At 71.5% G+C, this 17,812-nt stretch carries 17 protein-coding genes; 3 read left to right on the top strand and 14 right to left on the bottom strand.

Annotated features, from left to right (window positions below; genetic code table 11):
• Nucleotides 1-3 precede the first annotated feature (3 nt).
• The 13 genes from CLV70_RS19815 to CLV70_RS19755 form a co-directional block, all read right to left on the bottom strand.
• Nucleotides 4-1,563 (bottom strand): ricin-type beta-trefoil lectin domain protein, encoded by a 1,560-nt coding sequence (locus tag CLV70_RS19815; protein WP_106128023.1) that lies wholly within the window; start codon nucleotides 1,561-1,563, stop codon nucleotides 4-6.
• Nucleotides 1,560-2,225 carry a prepilin-type N-terminal cleavage/methylation domain-containing protein gene (locus CLV70_RS19810; RefSeq protein ID WP_106128022.1) on the bottom strand — a complete coding sequence of 222 codons (666 nt, stop codon included), beginning with the start codon at nucleotides 2,223-2,225 and terminating at the stop codon, nucleotides 1,560-1,562. Before CLV70_RS19810 ends, CLV70_RS19815 begins: the two co-directional genes overlap by 4 nt.
• Complete coding sequence (locus CLV70_RS19805; RefSeq protein ID WP_106128021.1) at nucleotides 2,222-3,886, bottom strand: putative Ig domain-containing protein; 1,665 nt, start codon at nucleotides 3,884-3,886, stop codon at nucleotides 2,222-2,224. Before CLV70_RS19805 ends, CLV70_RS19810 begins: the two co-directional genes overlap by 4 nt.
• Before the next feature lie 39 nt (nucleotides 3,887-3,925).
• Nucleotides 3,926-4,162, bottom strand: a complete 237-nt coding sequence (locus tag CLV70_RS19800) for a hypothetical protein (protein WP_106128020.1) — start codon at nucleotides 4,160-4,162, stop codon at nucleotides 3,926-3,928.
• 3 nt (nucleotides 4,163-4,165) lie between these two features.
• On the bottom strand, nucleotides 4,166-4,753 hold the full coding sequence (gene pilO / locus CLV70_RS19795) for a type 4a pilus biogenesis protein PilO (protein ID WP_146164101.1): 588 nt from the start codon (nucleotides 4,751-4,753) through the stop codon (nucleotides 4,166-4,168).
• A complete protein-coding gene (locus CLV70_RS19790) occupies nucleotides 4,753-5,484 on the bottom strand; it encodes a hypothetical protein (RefSeq protein WP_106128017.1) in 732 nt (243 codons plus the stop codon). The genes pilO and CLV70_RS19790 overlap by 1 nt, the downstream gene beginning before the upstream one ends.
• Nucleotides 5,484-6,509 carry a type IV pilus assembly protein PilM gene (pilM, locus tag CLV70_RS19785; protein WP_106128015.1) on the bottom strand — a complete coding sequence of 342 codons (1,026 nt, stop codon included), beginning with the start codon at nucleotides 6,507-6,509 and terminating at the stop codon, nucleotides 5,484-5,486. Before pilM ends, CLV70_RS19790 begins: the two co-directional genes overlap by 1 nt.
• Before the next feature lie 38 nt (nucleotides 6,510-6,547).
• Nucleotides 6,548-7,333 (bottom strand): prepilin peptidase, encoded by a 786-nt coding sequence (locus CLV70_RS19780; protein ID WP_106128014.1) that lies wholly within the window; start codon nucleotides 7,331-7,333, stop codon nucleotides 6,548-6,550.
• Nucleotides 7,334-7,379: 46 nt separating this feature from the next.
• A complete protein-coding gene (locus CLV70_RS19775; RefSeq protein WP_106128013.1) occupies nucleotides 7,380-7,856 on the bottom strand; it encodes a prepilin-type N-terminal cleavage/methylation domain-containing protein in 477 nt (158 codons plus the stop codon).
• A gap of 102 nt (nucleotides 7,857-7,958) precedes the next feature.
• Nucleotides 7,959-9,188: a type II secretion system F family protein gene (locus CLV70_RS19770; protein ID WP_106128012.1), complete on the bottom strand. Its 1,230-nt coding sequence runs from the start codon at nucleotides 9,186-9,188 to the stop codon at nucleotides 7,959-7,961.
• A gap of 1 nt (nucleotide 9,189) precedes the next feature.
• Nucleotides 9,190-10,317 carry a type IV pilus twitching motility protein PilT gene (locus CLV70_RS19765; protein ID WP_106128011.1) on the bottom strand — a complete coding sequence of 376 codons (1,128 nt, stop codon included), beginning with the start codon at nucleotides 10,315-10,317 and terminating at the stop codon, nucleotides 9,190-9,192.
• Nucleotides 10,318-10,445: 128 nt separating this feature from the next.
• Complete coding sequence (locus CLV70_RS19760; RefSeq protein WP_106128010.1) at nucleotides 10,446-12,113, bottom strand: GspE/PulE family protein; 1,668 nt, start codon at nucleotides 12,111-12,113, stop codon at nucleotides 10,446-10,448.
• 75 nt (nucleotides 12,114-12,188) lie between these two features.
• Nucleotides 12,189-13,154 (bottom strand): GlxA family transcriptional regulator, encoded by a 966-nt coding sequence (locus tag CLV70_RS19755; RefSeq protein ID WP_245908336.1) that lies wholly within the window; start codon nucleotides 13,152-13,154, stop codon nucleotides 12,189-12,191.
• A gap of 70 nt (nucleotides 13,155-13,224) precedes the next feature.
• Here CLV70_RS19755 and CLV70_RS19750 point away from each other — a divergent pair, with 70 nt between their 5' ends.
• Nucleotides 13,225-14,550, top strand: a complete 1,326-nt coding sequence (locus CLV70_RS19750; RefSeq protein ID WP_106128009.1) for an MFS transporter — start codon at nucleotides 13,225-13,227, stop codon at nucleotides 14,548-14,550.
• Between the two features lie 13 nt (nucleotides 14,551-14,563).
• Here CLV70_RS19750 and CLV70_RS19745 read toward each other — a convergent pair whose 3' ends face one another.
• A complete protein-coding gene (locus CLV70_RS19745; protein ID WP_245908335.1) occupies nucleotides 14,564-14,881 on the bottom strand; it encodes an STAS domain-containing protein in 318 nt (105 codons plus the stop codon).
• A gap of 110 nt (nucleotides 14,882-14,991) precedes the next feature.
• Here CLV70_RS19745 and fxsT point away from each other — a divergent pair, with 110 nt between their 5' ends.
• Entirely contained in the window at nucleotides 14,992-17,415 is a 2,424-nt protein-coding gene (fxsT, locus tag CLV70_RS19740; RefSeq protein ID WP_106128007.1) for an FxSxx-COOH system tetratricopeptide repeat protein, read from the top strand.
• 26 nt (nucleotides 17,416-17,441) lie between these two features.
• Nucleotides 17,442-17,807, top strand: a complete 366-nt coding sequence (locus CLV70_RS19735) for a helix-turn-helix domain-containing protein (protein ID WP_106128221.1) — start codon at nucleotides 17,442-17,444, stop codon at nucleotides 17,805-17,807.
• Nucleotides 17,808-17,812: the final 5 nt, after the last annotated feature.

Raw genomic sequence — 17,812 nt, 5'->3', positions numbered from 1 at the left:
CGGTCACTTCTCCTGCGTGTTGGTCAGCACCAGCGGCTTGTTGAAGTTGGCCGGGGCGTTCCACTTCTGCAGCTCAGAGCCGCTGCACGTGGCGACCTTGACCTTGCTGGTGCCGTCGGAGTGGGTGTCCGGGGTGGTCACCGTCAGGTCGGTCGGGGTGAGGCAGTAGCCGTTGCTGTCGACGATCCGGTAGCTCGTCGTGTAGTCGCCGGTGTCGCCGTAGATGGTCCAGATCAGCCGCGGATCGGTGAGTGGGCCGCTCAACGTGCAGGACGCCAGGGTGACGTAGCCGGCCGTGGTCGTCGGGGTGCGCAGGCAGTAGCCCGGGTTGCCGCTGCCCGCCGTCCGGATCCGCTCCGGCACCGCGGTGGCCAGGCTGGTCGACTGCGGCGGCAGCGTCCACTTCTGGTTCCACGACACGTTGCCGTCCGGTGCCTGTTTGCAGAACCAGACGATCATGTACGTCATGTTCACGTCGAAGTTGGTCACGTCGAGGCAGCGGCTGAACTGCTTGTAGTTCACCAGCTGGCCGGTGGCGGCGGAGGCCGTGCCGGCGCCCACCTTGGCCTGGGAGCGGAAGACGTTCCTGTTGGAGGTGGCACTGCAGCCGCCGAGCAGGAGCGCTCCGGTCGCCCCGGCGACCGAGGCGTTGAGGCAGTAGTTGTCCAGGTTCACACCGTCCGTGGTGCCCCGGAAGGTGGAACTGTCGGTCAGGCTCCACTGCTGCCGCGCGGTCCGTCCCAGGCACGGCTGGAGTGTCACGGCGCCGTTGTTCGCGTGCGGTACGGGCGCGTCCAGGCACAGGCCGGCCGGCGTGCCCGAGGTGTCGGAGCCGACCAGCTTGATGTTGAGCTCGGTGGTGTAGGCCCACCGCTGCTCGCTCGCCGCGTCGATGTCCGACTTGCACGGCCGGACGAACACCGCGGTGCCGGTGGCGGGCGGCGGGCTGCTGCCGGCGTCCATGCACAGCCGGTTGGTCGTGGGCGAGGCGAGCTGGATGGCGCCCCCGTCGATGTTCTGGTTGTTGGTCTTGAACGTGTACGTGGCCTCGATCGTGCGCGAGTTCGGGCTGCCGGGCGTGAGCGCCCCGGTGCCCGACCCGGTGCCCGTGGCGGTCAGCGTCGCGGTCGACGGCACGTCCGTCGGGGGACAGGGCAATTCCTCCGGGGTGTCGTCGACGGCGCTCGCCGGCAGGCCGAAATACTTGATGGTGATCCGGTAGCGCAGCCCGACCTCCTTGGTGCCGGCCTTCTTGCCGACGTCCTGGCTGCCGGTCATCACGCACGGCGGCAGGTTCTCGAGCTGACCCGCCTTGGGGTTGCCGGCGGCGGTCGCCGCGCGCAACTGGGCCACCGCGGCGTCGATGCCGGCCTGGGCGGCGTCCAGCGCCGTCGTGCGGCCGGCGACCGCACGGGTGGCCGAGACCTGCGTCATGACCACCGGCGCCATGGCGGCGCTCAGCGACATGGCGACCAGCGTCACCAGCAGCGCCATCGGCATCGAGCCGCGATCGTCGCCGGTCGTGCCCGCACGGTGGCGCCGGCGTCGGGGCAGGAGCGTCATGTGGTGGGCCTCCCTTCGCTGCAGTCGTTCGCGGCCGGAGTCAGGCGTGAGGTGTTCAGGGCGGTGAAGGTGACGTCGATCGACGCCTTGCCGGCGGCGGACCGGGTGGTGAGCCGGACCCGCAGCCGCTGGAAGTCGTTGACGTAGTCCGCGCCGACCGGGGCCGCACTGGGGCTGGGGCTGGCGTACGGGGCCTCGTTGGCGAGCTGCCGGGTGAAGAACGGCGGCACTCCCGTGGTGACGATCTGCGAGGCGATCGTCTGGCCGCGGGCGGTGGAGGCGGGCGGTGAGCCCTTCGTCCAGGACAGCAGCTGGAGCAGGCCGGAGCCCTGGTTGCCGCTGGTGAAGGCGGCCGTCTCGAGCCGCAGCTGCCGGCACTGGGTCGGGTCGGCGCCGGCGAACTCCACGTAGTACCGGGTGCCCACCTGGCCGACGGTGCTGATCCAGGAGGCGTACCGCAGCTCGCGGTCGAACCGCTGGAACGCCGTGGCGAGCTGGCCCTGCGCCTCGGTGAGCGTCTCGGTGGCCTGGTTGGTGCGGTAGACCTGGAGGATCGCGCCGGTGAAGATCATCATCACCACGCCCATCAGGCCCATCGTCACCAGCACCTCGGCCAGCGAGAACCCGGCGTCGTCCCGCTCCGGCCGCGCGGCGCGGGTCATGTCACGGTCCAGTCGAACATCATCGTCGCCACGCTCTGGTCGCTCGTCAGGGTCAGCGTCACGCGGTGGACGCCCTTGGCGGTCGGCTTGCCGCTGAAGACGCCGTCCGGGGCGAGGGCCACGCCGGGCGGCAGCCCGGTGGCGGTCCACTGGTAGCTGGGCTTGTTCGCGCCCAGGCCGGTGGCGGTCAGCGACACGGTGGCACCGAGGGCCGTCGTCTGGTTCGGGCTCGCCGGGTTGGGCGCCGTGATCCGCAGGTCGGAGCCGGTCCGGTTGGCCACCGAGATGACGACGCTCACGGTCTGCTTGATGCCCATGCTGTCGGTGACCGTGATGGTCGTGATGTAGCGGGTGCCCTGGGTGAGGATGCCGGAGACGCGGCCGGTGGTCGGGTTGATCGTCAGGCCGGCCGGGAGGTTGGCCGCCGTCCACGCGTAGGGCGGTGCGCCGCCCGAGGCCGCCAGCGGATAGTCGCCGTTGTCGCCGATCGTCGCCGACTGGTTGCCCGGGTTGGGGAGGACCAGCGGCGGGGCGATGCGCCACACGAAGGCGACGGTCAGCGTACGGGTGCCACCGTCCTTCACCGTGACCGTGACGTTCAGGGTCTGGATGGCCGCCGGCGTGGTGCCGGAGATGACCCCGGTCGTCGGGTTGATCGTCATGCTCGCCGGCAGCCCGGTGGCGCTCCAGGCGCGCGGGGTGACGCCGCCGGTCGCCGCCACGGTCAGCGAGACCGCGGTGCTCGGGCGGGTCAGCTGGTCGCCGGGGTTGGTCAGGACCAGCTCGTTGACCACGGTCCAGGTGAACGTGGAGTCGTCGGTACGTCCGTCCTTGTCCGTCACCTTCACCACCACGGTGGAGGTGCCGAGCGCTGTCGGCGTGCCGGTGACGAGGGCGGTCGGCGACAGGGTGAGGCCCGCCGGCAGGCCGGTAGCGGTCCAGGTGAGCGGCAGCCGGCCGCCGGTGGAACCGATCTGCAGGTTGACCGGGGACCCGAGGTACGCGTACTGGTTGCCCGGGTCGGTGACGGTCGGCGCCGGGCGCTTGATGTCGAACACGGGGTCGGCGGCGTTGCTGACCAGGGTCGACGCGACGTAGATGCAGTTGCCGCTTGTGCAGGCCCGGTGCTTCCACGTCACGGACACCACGACGCGGAAGAACGGCACGCCGGTGGCGGTCCCGCCGCACGCGCCGATGTCGGTGTGGGTGGCGTCGGCCTTCGGCTGCCAGCAGCGTCCGACGTACCACTGCTGCTTGAAGGTCATGTCGTTGACCGGGAACGGATTCTCCTCGGTCGGCAGCGGCGCCCGGAGTCCGGCCGTGGAGGTGACCGGAAGCATCGGGTCGGCGGCCAGACCGGCCGGCAGCAGATCCTTGACCTCGGCCGGGGCCTTCGACCACTGGGCGTCCGTGGCGGCCTTGCTCCGGCCGGTCAGCAGGGAGGTCGGGTCGAGCCCGCGGACGCGTTCGAGGGCGTCGTTGGCCACCTGCACGGCGATCTGGTCGCCGCGCTGCTGGTCGCTGACGTTCAGCGACCGTACGAGAAAGGGCGCCACGGAGGCCATCACGGTCCCGATGACGACGATCGACATCAGCACCTCGAGCAGCGAAAGCCCCTCATCGCCGGGCGGCGCGGCGGTGCCGGTGCGAACGGTGGCCAATGCCACTCCTGTCCTCGTACGAATGAAGGGTCAAGGTCCTCATCGCCCGCGTACGGCCGAAGTTGAGGATTGCGGCGGCCGATACGGCGGATCGACCTCGACGAGCGTCCGGCGGTCGACCCCGCCCTCGTCGAGGACGCGTTCGACGGCGGCGATGGACAGCCAGTCGAGGACGTCGTCGCCGTGCACGATCCGGTACCACCGGGTGGTCCCGCGCCGCACCACCTCGACCCGCCAGGCACCGTCCGGCGTCTGCATCGCGCCCTCGACGGTCACGGCTCAGTTCACCGTGACGGTGGGAGCGCCCGCGCCGGCCGCCGGGGCGACGAAGGCCCTGATCGTCAGGCTGAGCCTGGTCTCCTCCGGTTTCTCGCCGGCCTCGAGGTTCGCCGCCTCGACCAGGACCGCGCGCTTCTGCCCGCCGCCCTGGAGCTGGCGCAGGAATCCGTCGAGGCCGGCCGGCTCACCCTCGGCGGTGAGCTGGATCTGGATCGACCAGACGTTCTCCTGCTTCTCCTCCTTGACAGGGGCGCCGACGGTGACGCCGTTGACGTCCACCCCCAGGTCGGTGCCGGCGGCCTGCAGCTGGCGGAGGAACGCCGGCACCCCGGAACCGGACGGCAGCGCGTCCCGGTACGCGTCGCGGGTCGCCTGAAGAGCCTTCTCCTTCTTCTTCTCCTCCGCGAGCCTCGCCACCTCCTTGCGTACCGTGATGGCCTGCGTCTGGACGTCCGCGGCCTGCTGGGTGAGGGCGTCCGTGGAGGCATGGGTGGGGCTGACGCCGGCGAAGTAGGTCAGCGCGACCAGCACGGCGATCAGCACGACGCCCGCCAGCATCCACAGCCGATCGGTACGACCTGCCGCCATCACTTGCCCCCGGTGGTCTTGCAGGACTCCCCGAACCGGCCGCAGAGCGCGTCCCGGGTGATGGAGACGGACAGGCTGAAGGTCACGACGTCCTTGTCGTCCTTGTCGCTCTTCGCGTCCGAGGCGACGTTGGTGACGTACGGGTTCGCGATGGCCGCCTTCTTGCCGAGGGCGTCGACGTACGCGGCGACCGCCTCCTTGTCGGGTGCGGTGCCGTTGACGATCGCGGCGCCGACATTGGCCGAATCACTGGTGCTCGGCAGGGTCGACTCCGCCGCCGACTTGCCGCTGCCGGCGGTGTTGAGCGTGCCGTTGATGCCCTCGATCTCGACCTTCATCGGCTCACCGGTGCTGCGCAGCATGCTCAGCATCGCCGCCCAGTCGAGATCGTCGGCCATGGCCGTCTTGAGCTGGCTCTTCAGCGTGTCGGTCTCCCGCTGCAGCTGCACCACGGAGGTGTACTGGCGCTGGGCGCGCTGCAGGTCCACGATCTGCGCGTCGGCCGCCGCCAGGTCCTTCTCGGCCTCGCTCATCCGGTGCCGGGCCTGGACCACCCAGGCGGCGCAGAGGAGGGCGACGATGATGACCACGACGACGGCCCAGGTGCGGAACCTGCGGGCTCTCCGCCCGGCGATGATCTCCTCCGGGAGCAGGTTCGCCGAGATGGTGAGGATCCGGCTGACCCGCTGCGCGGACAGGGCCGGATCCACCGGCAGGAGTGTGGTGGCCATCAGGACGTCGCTCCCAGGGTGAGCCCGATCGACACCGCGGCCGAGGGCAGGAAACTGTCGAAGCCGCGCTGCCGTGCCTTGCGGAGGTCCCGCAGCCGGCTCGCGCTGTCGGCGTACACCACCGAGACGCCGAGTTGGGTCTGCACGTGCTCCGCGAGGCCGGGCATCAGGGCGCCGCCGCCGCAGAGCGCGATCCGGGTGACCTGCTTCTGCCGTTCGCCGGAGGCCAGGTAGGTGAAGGAGCTGCGCAGCTCGCTGATGAGCGGGCGGATCGCCTCGGCCACCGCCGTCGCCGCGTCCGGCCGGTCGTCGCCGTGCAACCCGAAGCGGCACTTGAGCGCCTCGGCCTCCGGGGCGGGGATGCCCAGCCGGGTGGCGATGCTCTCGGTGATCTCCGATCCGCCGCGGGGGACCGTACGCACGAACAGCGGTTCGCCGTCGGCGTGCACGATCACGCTGGTGACCGCCGCGCCGATGTCGACGAGCGCCTCGACCTGGGCGTCCAGCCGGGAGGCGGAGCGCAGCAGGGCGAAGGAGGCGAGGTCGACGTTGACGACGTGGAGGCCGGCCTTGTCGACGGCGTGGATGAGGTCCATCACCGCGTCCTTGGGCATGGCGATCAGCAGGCCGCGGACGTTGGAGTCGTCGCCCGGTTCCTCCAGCGGCCGGAAGTCCAGCAGGGAACGCTCCACGGCCAGCGGGATCAGGTCGCGCACCTGGAACGGCAGCGAGCGGCGCAGCTCCTTGGCGGGCAGGTTCGACACCGAGGTCTCCCGGACCACGAGCTGCGGGTTGGTCACGCCCAGGACGACCTTCTTGGTGCCGAACTTGCAGGCCGTCCAGAGCTGCTTCAGGGCGGACGTGACTGCCATCTGGTCGGCGATGATGCCGGCCTGCATCGTGCCCGGGGGCAGCGGGATCTGGCCGAAGTTGATGAGGTTGTACTCGTCCTTCGTGCGCCGCACCTCCACAGCGCGAACGGAGGACGAGCCGATGTCGAGCCCGATCGGAATGACGCCAGCCATCGGTTCTCCTCTCTCGCTCAGGGGGGACGGGATCTCGCTCAGACGGTGGGGACGAACAGGGTGACGTACCAGTCCGCGACGGGTACGGCGGCGAACACGGCGAGCAGCGCGCCGGCGAGCATGGCGGGCCCGAACGGGATCCGGCTCCCGCGGCCGGCGCGGCGCAGCAGCATCAGACCGAACGCCACCGCGCCACCGATCAGGAAGGCGGCGAAGGCGCCGACGGTCACCGAGCTCCAGTTCAGCCAGCCGAGGTAGAAGCCGAGCAGCGGAGCGAGCTTGACGTCGCCGCCGCCCATCCCGCCGGGCACCAGGGCGAGCAGGTAGTAGAAGGCGTAGAGCGCCCCGGCGGCGAGAAATCCGCGCAGGGCCGCGTCCCACTTCTGCCCGGCGACGGTGGCGGGCGTCAGCAGGGCGAGGGCGACCGCGTACGACGGCAGCACGATGCGGTCGGGCAGCCGCAGCACGTCGAGGTCGATGGCGGCCAGGGCGATCGCGATCGCGGCCAGGTACAGGTACGCCGGCAGCTCCCAGGACCAGCCGAACTTGGCCGCGACGGCGACGAAGAGCGCGCCGGTGCCCGCCTCGACGAGCGGGTACCGGGCGCTGATCGGCGCCTTGCAGTCGGCGCACCGGCCGCGCAGCAGCAGCCACCCCAGCACCGGGACGTTGTGCCGGTGGCGCACCTCGGTGCCGCACCGCGGGCAGTGCGAGCCGGGCCGGACGAGGGACTCGCCGCGCGGCACGCGGTGGATGACGACGTTCAGGAACGAGCCCACCGCGAGACCGAGCAGGCCGGCGATGCCGAGCAGCAGCTGCGACACGGGTCCTCCTCGGGTCTCGCGGTGGGTTCGGGGTGCTTGCCTCGGATCAGCCGCAGGTGGCGAAGTTCGCGGTGGTGATGGTCTTCGACTCGGCGACCGAGCCGCCCTTGGTGCTGTCGTAGAGGTAGAACTTCTTGCTGCCGCCGTCGTTGGTCGCGCACAGCTTGTAGGCGCCGCCGGTGCCGGGGACGTACTGGAGCTTGGTCTTGTCCGACACGGTGAACTTCTGGGTCGAGCCCGTCGCCAGCTCCTTGCTCGGGGTGCCGCCGTTGGTGTTGTCCACCTCGACGGCCGCCGTCGGGTAGGCGTTGCCGTTCTCGGTGTAGAACTGCTCGACCGCGCTGACCGCGCTGCGGACATCGGACTGGGCCGACTTGTCGGCGGCACCCTGCCGGTAGTTCAGGTAGACCGGGACAGCGATGGCGACCAGTACACCGATGATGACCACGACGACCAGGAGCTCGATGAGGGTGAAGCCCTCGTCGTCCTTCTTGGCGCGAAGCCGGTTGATGATGTCCTGCATTGGGGGTGCCTCCAGAGTGGCGTCAGGGTGAAGCTGGGTTGAGGGTTTCCGGGCTCGGGCGCCCGACGTCGACCGGAGACCGGTCGTCACTGCTCCAGGGCCTCAGCCTTGGATGTTCTGGTAGATGGTGAACATCGGCAGGTACAGGCAGATGACCATCCCGCCGACCACGGAGCCCATGACGAGCACCATGATCGGTTCGATCGAAGCGGTCAGGGACTCGGCGGCGCTGTCGACTTCCCTGTCGTAGAAATCGGCAACCTTGTCGAGCATCTGACTGATCTGACCGCTTTCTTCACCGACCTCGATCATCTGGGTGACCATCTCGGGGAAGACCTTGTGCCGGCGCATGGCCGAGGACATCGGCTGGCCGTCCCGGACGGCCGACTGGACGTCGTGCATGGCCAGGTTGATGACCTCGTTGCCGGTGGTCTCGCCGACCACGGCGAGGGCCTGCATGACCGGTACGCCGACGTTGAGCAGCAGCCCCAGGTTGCGCGAGAAGCGACTCATGGCGAGCTTGCCGAACAGCGAGCCGAAGACCGGCATCCGCAGCTTGATCCGGTCCACGGCCAGCCGGAACTTCGGGTTGTCGCGGCTCTGCCGCTTGTACACGACGCCCAGGGTGATCCCGATCGTCAGCACGAGCGGGCCGATCCACCACATGTTGTGGCTGGTGTCGACGAGGAACTGGGTGATGCCGGGCAGCTCGCCGCCCAGGTTCTGGAACATCGCCTCGAAGACCGGGACGATGAAGATCAGCACCGCCGCGATCAGCACGAACGTGAAGGAGAGCACGATGGCGGGGTAGGTCAGCGCGCCCTTGATCTTGCCGCGGAGCGCGGTGTCCTTCTCCATGCTCGCGGCGATCTGCTCCAGCGCCTGATCGATCATGCCGCCCGCCTCGCCGGCGCGCACCATGGCGACCATCAGGCGGGGGAAGACCTTGGCGTGCTTGGCCATCGCCGACGACAGCGACACACCGCCGGACACGTCCGCCCGGACCTCGGCGACCGCCCGCTTCAGTGGCGCCGCGGACGTCTGCTCCTCCAGGATCGCCAGCGAGCGCAGCAGCGACATGCCCGAGGCGGTCATGGTCGCGAACTGCCGGGCGAACACGGCCAGATCCTTGAGCTTGACCCGGTTGCCCAGGCCGGGGATCTTGATGTCCATGTTCAGGCCCTGGCCGGCCGCGGTCAGCTCCAGCGGCACCTCGCCGCGCTGGCGGAGCATGTGGGTGGCCGCGGCCTCGTTGGCCGCCTCGACGGTGCCCTTGGTCTTGCGGCCAGTCGAGTCGATGCTGTTGTAGTGGAAGGTCTTGGTCGCCGCCATCTCACACCCGTCCGATCAGGCGTTTGAGTTCGTCCGCGGAGTGACAGATCTCGAGGGCCGCCTGCATCGACACGATGCCCTCGCGGACCCGCTCGGCGAGGTGCTGGTCGAAGGCGAGCATGCCCTCGTTGCCGCCGGCCTGCATGAACGAGGGGATCTGGTGGGACTTGCCCTCGCGGATCAGGCTGCGGATCGCCGGGGTGGCGGTGAGGATCTCGCAGACCACGGCGCGGCCCTTGTTGTCGGCGCGGGGGGCGAGGGCCTGGGTGACCACGCCCTGGAGGCTGGCCGCGAGCTGCGCGCGGATCTGCAGCTGCTGGTGCGGCGGGAAGATGTCGATGACGCGGTCGATGGTCTGGGTGGCGCTCTGCGTGTGCAGGGTGGCCAGCACCAGGTGGCCGGTCTCCGCGGCGGTCAGCGCCGTCGCGGTCGTCTCGAGGTCGCGCAGCTCGCCGACGAGGATGATGTCGGGGTCCTGGCGCAGCGCGTGCTTGAGCGCCTGGGCGAACGTGTGCGTGTCCGAGCCCACCTCGCGCTGGTTGACCACGCTGCGCTTGTGCGGGTGCAGGAACTCGATCGGGTCCTCGATGGTGATGATGTGCGCCGCGCGGCTGCGGTTGGCCATGTCGAGCACCGAGGCGAGGGTGGTGGTCTTGCCGGAACCGGTCGGCCCGGTCACCAGCACCAGGCCGCGCGGCAGGTGGGCGAAGCGGGCCACCGAGTCGGGCATGCCGAGCTCGTCCAGCGGCTTGATCTTGTGCGGGATGGCCCGGAAGACCGCGCCGCACGAGTTGCGCTGGATATAGAGGTTGCCGCGGAACCGGGAGACGCCCACGATGCTGTGCGCGAAGTCCATCTCCTGCTCGTGCTGGAATTTCTCCCACTGCGTGGCGGAGACCGCGGCGCGGGCCAGCAGGGCCGTGTCGGCGGAGTTGAGCTTGCCGTACCCGGGCAGCGGGCGCAGCGCGCCGTCCACCCGGATCATCGGCGGGGAGCCGACCGTCAGGTGCAGGTCGGAGCCGCGCGCCTCGACGAGCGAGACGAGCATCTGGTCGAGTACGGCCAGGTCACCCGCGGCCGGGGCGCCGGGGGCGGTCTGCTGCGGTACCTGGTGGTCGAGCGTGTACATCCGCTGCACCGGCAATCTCCTGGTGATCTCTGACGCCCCCTCATTCGGCATCGTGCGGGGCCGGTTTAGGACCTCTTCCGCCAGAAATGCGCGCCGCGGGCCCGGTTGGCGGTACGCTTTCCGCCCGCTCAGATCGCGACGCGGGAGACCTCGCGTACGGAGGTCAGCCCGCCGGCCGCCTTCGCCAGGCCGTCCGAGCGCAGGTCGTACATGCCCTGCTCGAGGGCCACCTCGCGGATCTCGTTGGAGGACGCCCGCCGGATGGTGAGCGACTCGATCTCCGGCGAGATGGGCATGACCTCGTGCAGCGCGATGCGGCCGCGGTAACCGGTGTTGGCGCAGTCCCGGCAGCCCACCGGGCGGTAGAGCGTCTCCGGGATCTTGAGGTCGTGCACCGGCCAGCGGGTGGCCTCCAGCTCCTCGTCGGTCGGCACGTACGCCTCCTTGCACCAGTCGCAGAGCCGCCGCGCGAGCCGCTGGGCCAGCACGCAGTCCAGCGACGAGCCGACCAGGAAGGGCTCGATGCCCATCTCGGTGAGGCGGGTGACCGCGCCCGGGGCGTCGTTGGTGTGCAGCGTGGAGAGCACGAGGTGACCGGTGAGGGACGCCTCGACGGCGATCTGCGCGGTGTGGCTGTCCCGGATCTCACCGATCAGCACGACGTCGGGGTCGGACCGCAGGATCGCCGGCAGCACCGCCGCGAACGTGAGCCCGGCCTTCGAGTTGACCTGCACCTGGTTGACGCCGCGCAGCCGGTACTCGACCGGGTCCTCGACCGTGATCACGTTGATCTCCGGCTTGCTGATCCGCCCGAGGGTCGCGTACAGGGTGGTGGACTTGCCGGAACCGGTGGGACCGGTGACCAGGACCATGCCGTGCGGCTTGGTGAACGACTCGGCGAAGCGGTTGAGGTTGTGCTGGGTGAAGCCCAGCTTGTTCATGTCCAGGTCGATGCCGCCGGTGTCGAGCACCCGCAGGACGATCTTCTCGCCCCACACGGTCGGCAGCGTCGCCGTACGCAGGTCGACCGTGCGGTCCCGGATCGCCACCGTGATGCGCCCGTTCTGCGGCACCCGCTTCTCGGTGATGTCGACCCCGGACATGATCTTCAGGCGCGAGATGAGCGCCGACATGACGCCCCGCGGCACGGTGTCCAGCTCGTGCAGCACGCCGTCGATCCGGTACCGCACCCGCATCTCGTCCTCGGTCGGCTCGAGGTGCAGGTCGGAGGCGCGGTTCTGGACGGCCTGCTCGATCAGCTGGTTGACGTAGCGCACGATGGGTGCGTCGTCGGCGCTGGTGGCCTGCGCGGCCATGCCGGCCTGGTCGTCGAGGGAGGTGTCGGCGAGGTCCGCGAGGTCGCTGGACTCGCGCTGGAGGCGCTCGATGATGCGGCGTACCTCGCTGCGGGCCACCACGACCGGGCGGACGGTCATGCCGGTGGCCGCGCGCACGTCGTCCAGCGCCACCACGTCGCCCGGGTCGGTGACGCCGACGACCAGGTCGCCGTCGGAGATGGCCAGGCCGAGCACGCGGTGCCGGAGCACCACCGACAGCGGGATGCGCCGCAGGGCGGTGGGGTCGAGGGGGTAGCCGACCAGGTCGACGGTGTTCATGCCGAAGGCGTACGCGGCCGCCTCGGTCAGCTGCTCCTCGGTGACGATCCGCTCGCTGATCAGGACGGCGCGGACCGACCGGCCGCTGTTCTGGGCCTCGTCGGCAGCCGCGTCCACCACGTCCTCGTCGATGCCCATCTGCTTGAGGGCGTCGAGCAACGGGCGGAAGGTCTGGTCCATGACATCCTCACGAGCGGCACGTACGGGGGTACGTCTGTCCCATCGGACACTTCCGCCGCGAACTGAGCACAGGGGTCACGGGTGGCGGAAGGCACGCCGGTAGGCACTCGGCGCCACTCCCACCGTCTGCTGGAAATGCTGCCGGAGGGCGGTGGCGCTGCCCAGCCCGGAGCGGCGCGCGACCACGTCGACGCTCAGGTCGGTCGATTCCAGCAGCAGCCGGGCGTGCCCGACGCGCTGCCGCAGCAGCCACTGCCGCGGGCTCATCCCGGTCTCGTCGCGGAACCGCCGGGTGAACGTGCGCACGCTCATCCGGGCGTGCTCCGCCAGCTCCTCGAGGCTGACCTGGTCCGCCAGCCGGCCCAGCGCCCACTCCCGGGTCTGCTCGGTGCCCGTGCCGTGCGCCGCCGGCACCGGGCGCTCGATGTACTGCGCCTGGCCGCCGTCGCGCCACGCCGGCATCACGCACCGCCGGGCGGCCCGGTTGGCGACCGCGCTGCCGTGGTCCCGGCGGACGACGTGCAGGCACAGGTCCGCCCCCGCGGCCACCCCGGCCGAGGTCAGCACGTCGCCGTCGTCCATGAACAGCACCTCGAAGTCCCACTCGACCCGGGGGTAGAGGCGCCGCAGCCGTTTCGCCCAGGCCCAGTGGCTGGCGGCCTTGCGGCCGTCGAGCAGCCCGGCGGCGGCGAGCACGGAGGCGCCGGTGCAGATCGAGATGATCCGCGTGCCGCGCTCGTGGGCGGCGCGCAGCGCGTCGGTGACCTCGGTGGCCACCCTGCCGTCGACCATCGTCGAGCCGCCGCTGACCCCGGGGACCAGCACGGTGTCCGCGCTCGCCAGCGGCGTCAGGTCGTGGTCGGGGGTGACCAGGAACCCGCCGCGCTCGGGCCGGACCGGGAGGCCGCCCACGCCGCAGGTGGTGACCGAGTAGTAGGGGGTCTCGTCGTCGGCCCGCGCCGCGCCGAAGACCTGCGGCGGCACGCCGAGGTCGAATCCGACCACGCCGTCGAGGGCGAGCATCGCCACGGAATGCGTCATGGCCCGATTCTTGCGCATCATGGCTTCCCGGCCACTCGTCCGTACGGCCGGGGCTCCGCAGAATGATCGAGTGACTCTCCGCCGCCCGCACCCCGCCTGGCTCGTCGCCGCCGTCGCCTTCATCGCGCTGGTGGGCGCCGCCGGCTTCCGGGCCACGCCGTCCGTCCTGCTGCAGCCGCTGCACCAGGAGTTCGGCTGGTCGCTCGGCACGATCTCCGCCGCCGTCTCGGTCAACCTGCTGCTCTACGGCCTCACCGCGCCCTTCGCCGCCGCGCTCATGGAGAAGTTCGGCATGCGCCGGGTCGTGGCCGGAGCGCTGGTGCTGGTCTCCGCCGGCAGCGGGTTCACGGTGTTCATGGAGGCCAGCTGGCAGCTGGTGCTCTGCTGGGGCGTCCTGGTCGGGCTGGGCACCGGCTCGATGGCCCTGGGCTTCGTGGCGATCGTCGCCAACCGGTGGTTCGTGCACCGCCGCGGCCTGGTCACCGGCGTCCTCACCGCGGGCGGCGCGGCCGGGCAGCTCGTCTTCCTGCCGCTGCTGGCCCGGCTCACCGGCGCGCACGGCTGGCGGGTCGCCGCGCTCACCGTGGCGGCTGCCGCCCTGATCGTCGTGCCCCTGGTCTGGTGGCGGCTGCGCGACCGCCCGGCCGACCTGGGCGCCACCGCGTACGGGGCGGGGCCGGACGACGTCGCCTCGCTGCCCGCCACCCCGCCCGGCAGCGCCGCGCGCAACGCCCTGCGCACCCTGCGGCACGCCGCCGGGACCCGGCCGTTCTGGCTGCTGGCGGGCGGCTTCGCGATCTGCGGCGCCACCACGAACGGGCTGGTGGGCACCCACTTCATCCCCGCGGCGCACGACCACGGCATGACCGAGACGACCGCGGCGGGCCTGCTGGCGCTGGTCGGCCTCTTCGACATCGCGGGCACGATCGCCTCCGGCTGGCTCACCGACCGGGTCGACAGCCGGCTGCTGCTGGGCGGGTACTACGCCCTGCGCGGGTTGTCGCTGCTGGTGCTGCCCTCGCTGTTCGCCGCGACGGCGCACCCGAGCATGGTCGTCTTCATCCTGTTCTACGGCCTCGACTGGGTGGCCACGGTGCCGCCGACGGTCGCCCTCTGCCGCGAGTACTTCGGCGCGAGCGGCGCGGTGGTCTTCGGCTGGGTCTTCGCCTCGCACCAGTTCGGCGCGGCGATCGCGGCCACGTCGGCGGGGCTCGTCCGCGACCGGCTCGGCGCCTACGACTGGGCCTGGTACGGCGCCGGCGCCCTGGCCCTGCTGGCCTCGCTGCTGTCGCTGATGCTGCTCGCCGGGCGGCGCACCCGCGACGGTGGCCCGGCCGGTCCCGGCATCGGGCTGGCCTTCCCGGCCGCCGCCACCCCGGCGGCGCCCGCCTCCTGACCGCTGGGCCGGCCTACTCCACCAGCTCGACGACCTCGAGCACGCCACTGAGGACCAGGATCTGGTGTACGCCGCGGGTCGGCCGGGCGAGGGAGAAGCCGATGCCCTCGTCCCGGGCCCGCTGGAAGCCGAAGATGATCGCGCCCAGCCCGGTGGAGTCGATGAAGGACAACTTCTCCAGGTCGACCACCAGCGCCCGCGGCCGGGTGGCGAGCGCCTCCACGAGGGCGACCCGTACCTGATCCACGTTGAGCACGTCGACCTCGCCCTGCAGGGCGACGGTGACCACGTCGGCGTCGCGGTCCGAGCTCGTCACGGGTTCGTCGGTCACGGCGCGCCTTCCCAGGGTGCAGTCTGAATCTTCCGTAGTGGCGATGATTCCACGTACGGTAATCGGCAGCATGACAGTAGAGGGCGAGGTCATCAGTGGGGAGGGGCGGCGTGCCGATCCGGGGTGGCCTGCCGCCGCGCAATCCGCGATTCGTCGGGCGTGAGGGACTCCTCGCCGACGTCCGCGGGCTGCTCGGCAACGGGCCGGTGGTGCTGCTGCCGTCCGCCGATCACCAGTTGGGTGGCACGGGACGTACCCAATTGGCCGTGGAATATGCCTACCGGTACGCGGAGACGTACGACCTGGTGTGGTGGATCCCGGCGGAGCAGACGGCCGGCATGCGCGCCGCGCTGGTCGGGCTCGCCCAGGAGCTGCGGCTTCCCGAGGCGCGGGACATCAACCGCACGCTCGGCGCCGTGCGCGACGCGCTCAGCCGCGGGGAGCCGTACCGTAACTGGCTGGTCGTCTTCGAGAACGCCAACCGGCCCGAGGACATCAAGCCCTACCTGCCCAGCGGCGCCGGGCACGTGCTCGTCACCTCCCGCAACCCGCGGTGGACCACCGAGGTCGCGCAGGCCGTGCCGGTGCCGGTCTTCGACCGTACGGACAGCGTGGACTTCCTGCGGCGCCGCAGCCCCGATCTGTCCGCGGTGGACGCCGAGCGCCTCGCCGAGCGCCTCGGCGACGTGCCTATGGCGCTCGACGAGGCCGCCGCCGTGCGGTCGGCGGCCGGCTGGAGCGTCGACGACTATCTGCGCCGCTACGACGAGCGCGCCGCCGAGCTGGCGTTCCCCACCCCGATCCGGGTCGCCTGGGGCCTCGCCGCCGACGGGCTCGCCGAGACGTCGCCGGCCGCGTTCGAGCTGCTCGAGCTGAGCGCGTTCCTGGCCAGCGCGCCGGTCTCGTGGGAGCTGCTGTGGGCCGCGCGGGGGCTGGCCTCGCCGGAGCTGGCCCGTACGGTGCGCATCGAACGGCGGTTGAAGGCCGCGATGCGGCTGATCGGCCGCTACGGCCTGGCCGACCTCGACCCGCCGGGCGGCAGCCTGGTCGTGCACCCGCTGGTCCGCGGCATGCTGGGCCAGCAACTGAGCTCGGAGCGGCACGCCGTCCTGCTGCGGACCGTGCGCGCGATGCTCGCCGCCGCGGACCCCGGCGACCCGGACAACCCGACCCACTGGCCCCGGTACGCCGAGATCGTCCCGCACCTGGTCCACTCCGACGTGCTGGGCGGCGACGCCGAGGAGATCCGCCACCTGGTCATCAACTGCGTCCGCTACCTGTACGCGGGCGGCGACTACGACTCCAGCCGCGACCTGGCCACGCAGGCGGTCGCCCGGTGGCGTGACAGCCTCGGCGAGACCGATGAGCAGACCCTGCTCGCGTCCTTCCACCTGGCCAACGCGCTGCGGGCGGTGGGGCGTACGGCCGACGCCCGCGCCCTGAACGCCCAGACCCTGCGCTCGCAGCGGGAGGTGCTCGGCGGGGACGACGAGCAGACCCTGGCGACGGCCAACAGCGTCGGCGCCGACCTTCGCATGCAGGGTCATTTCGGGCAGGCCCGGCAGCTCGACGCCGACAACCTGGTGCGCTATCGGCGGTTGTTCGGCGAGAGCTTCCCGACCGCCCTGCGCTGCGCCAACAACCTCGCCGCCGACCTGCGGCTGCTCGGCGACTTCCGGGGCGCGCGGGCGCTGGACGAGCAGGTGCTCCGGCACCGGCAGATGATCTTCGTGGACGGACACCCGGAGACGCTGTCGTCGCGGGCCGGGCTCGCCTTCGACCTGTACGGCCTCGGCGACTACCCGGCCGCCGCGGAGCTGCTCGCCGCCGCGGGGCACTTCGACACGCTGGGCCCCGACCACCCGATGGCGCTCTGGGCGGGACGCTTCGCGGCGATGGCGGCGCGGCGGTCCGGCCGGCCCGACGCCGGGGCCCTGGCCACCACCAACGCCGAGCTCTACCGGCAGAAGTTCGGCGACCTCAACGTCGAGACCCTCGGCGCGATGGTCTCCCTGGCACACTGCGCCCGCGACGCCGGCGACCTCGACGAGGCGCACCGGCTGCTCGAGCGGGCCGTCGCGCGCTACCACGCCGTGCTCGGCGACGAGCATCCGTTCACCCTCGCCGCCGGCGCCGACCTGGCCGGCGTGGTCCGGGCCACCGGCCGGTACGCCGAGGCACGCACCATCGACCAGGAGGCGCTCGGCGGCCTGCGGCGCAGCGTGGGCGCCGACCACCCGTTCACGCTGAGCTGCGCCAACGGCCTCGCCGCCGACCTGGTCGCGCTCGGCGAGGGGCAGCCGGCGCGGGAGATCGCCCTCGACACCCTCACCCGGTCCCGCAGCGTGCGCGGCGGCGACCACCCGGACACCCTGGCCTGCGCCTTCAACGTGGCGCTGGACGCCGGTGACGACCAGTCGGCCGAGGCCGCGATCGAGGAGCTCCAGAAGGTGTACGGCGAGGGCCACCCCCTGCTCGCCCGGGCGCGGTCCGGCGTACGCCTGGAGACCGAGATCGAGCCCCCGCCGCTGTGACGCCGGCGGAGCACGACAACCGGCGGATGCTCCGGGCCCGGGACGCGATGGACCGCGCGTACGCCCAGCCGCTCGACATCCGCGCGCTGGCCCGGATCGCGCACGTGTCGGAGGCGCACTTCATCCGTACGTTCCGGGCCACCTTCGGCGAGACGCCGCACCGCTACCTGCAGCGCCGCCGGGTCGAGCGGTCGATGTTCCTGCTGCGCGAGACCGGCCGCAGCGTCACCGACATCTGCTTCGAGGTCGGCTTCGGCAGCCCCGGCACGTTCAGCCGCACGTTCCGCGCGATCGTCGGCCGCTCGCCGCGGGAGTACCGCCGCCGGGCGGCGACCCTGGCCGTGCCGACCTGCTTCGCGAAGGCGTGGCTGCGACCGAGCAGTTTCGGATAAGTTTC

Origin of the sequence: Pseudosporangium ferrugineum (assembly GCF_003002065.1) — a bacterium.
Classification (GTDB): Bacteria; Actinomycetota; Actinomycetes; order Mycobacteriales; family Micromonosporaceae; genus Actinoplanes; species Actinoplanes ferrugineus_A.
This window is presented reverse-complemented; position numbering and strand designations above follow the sequence as displayed.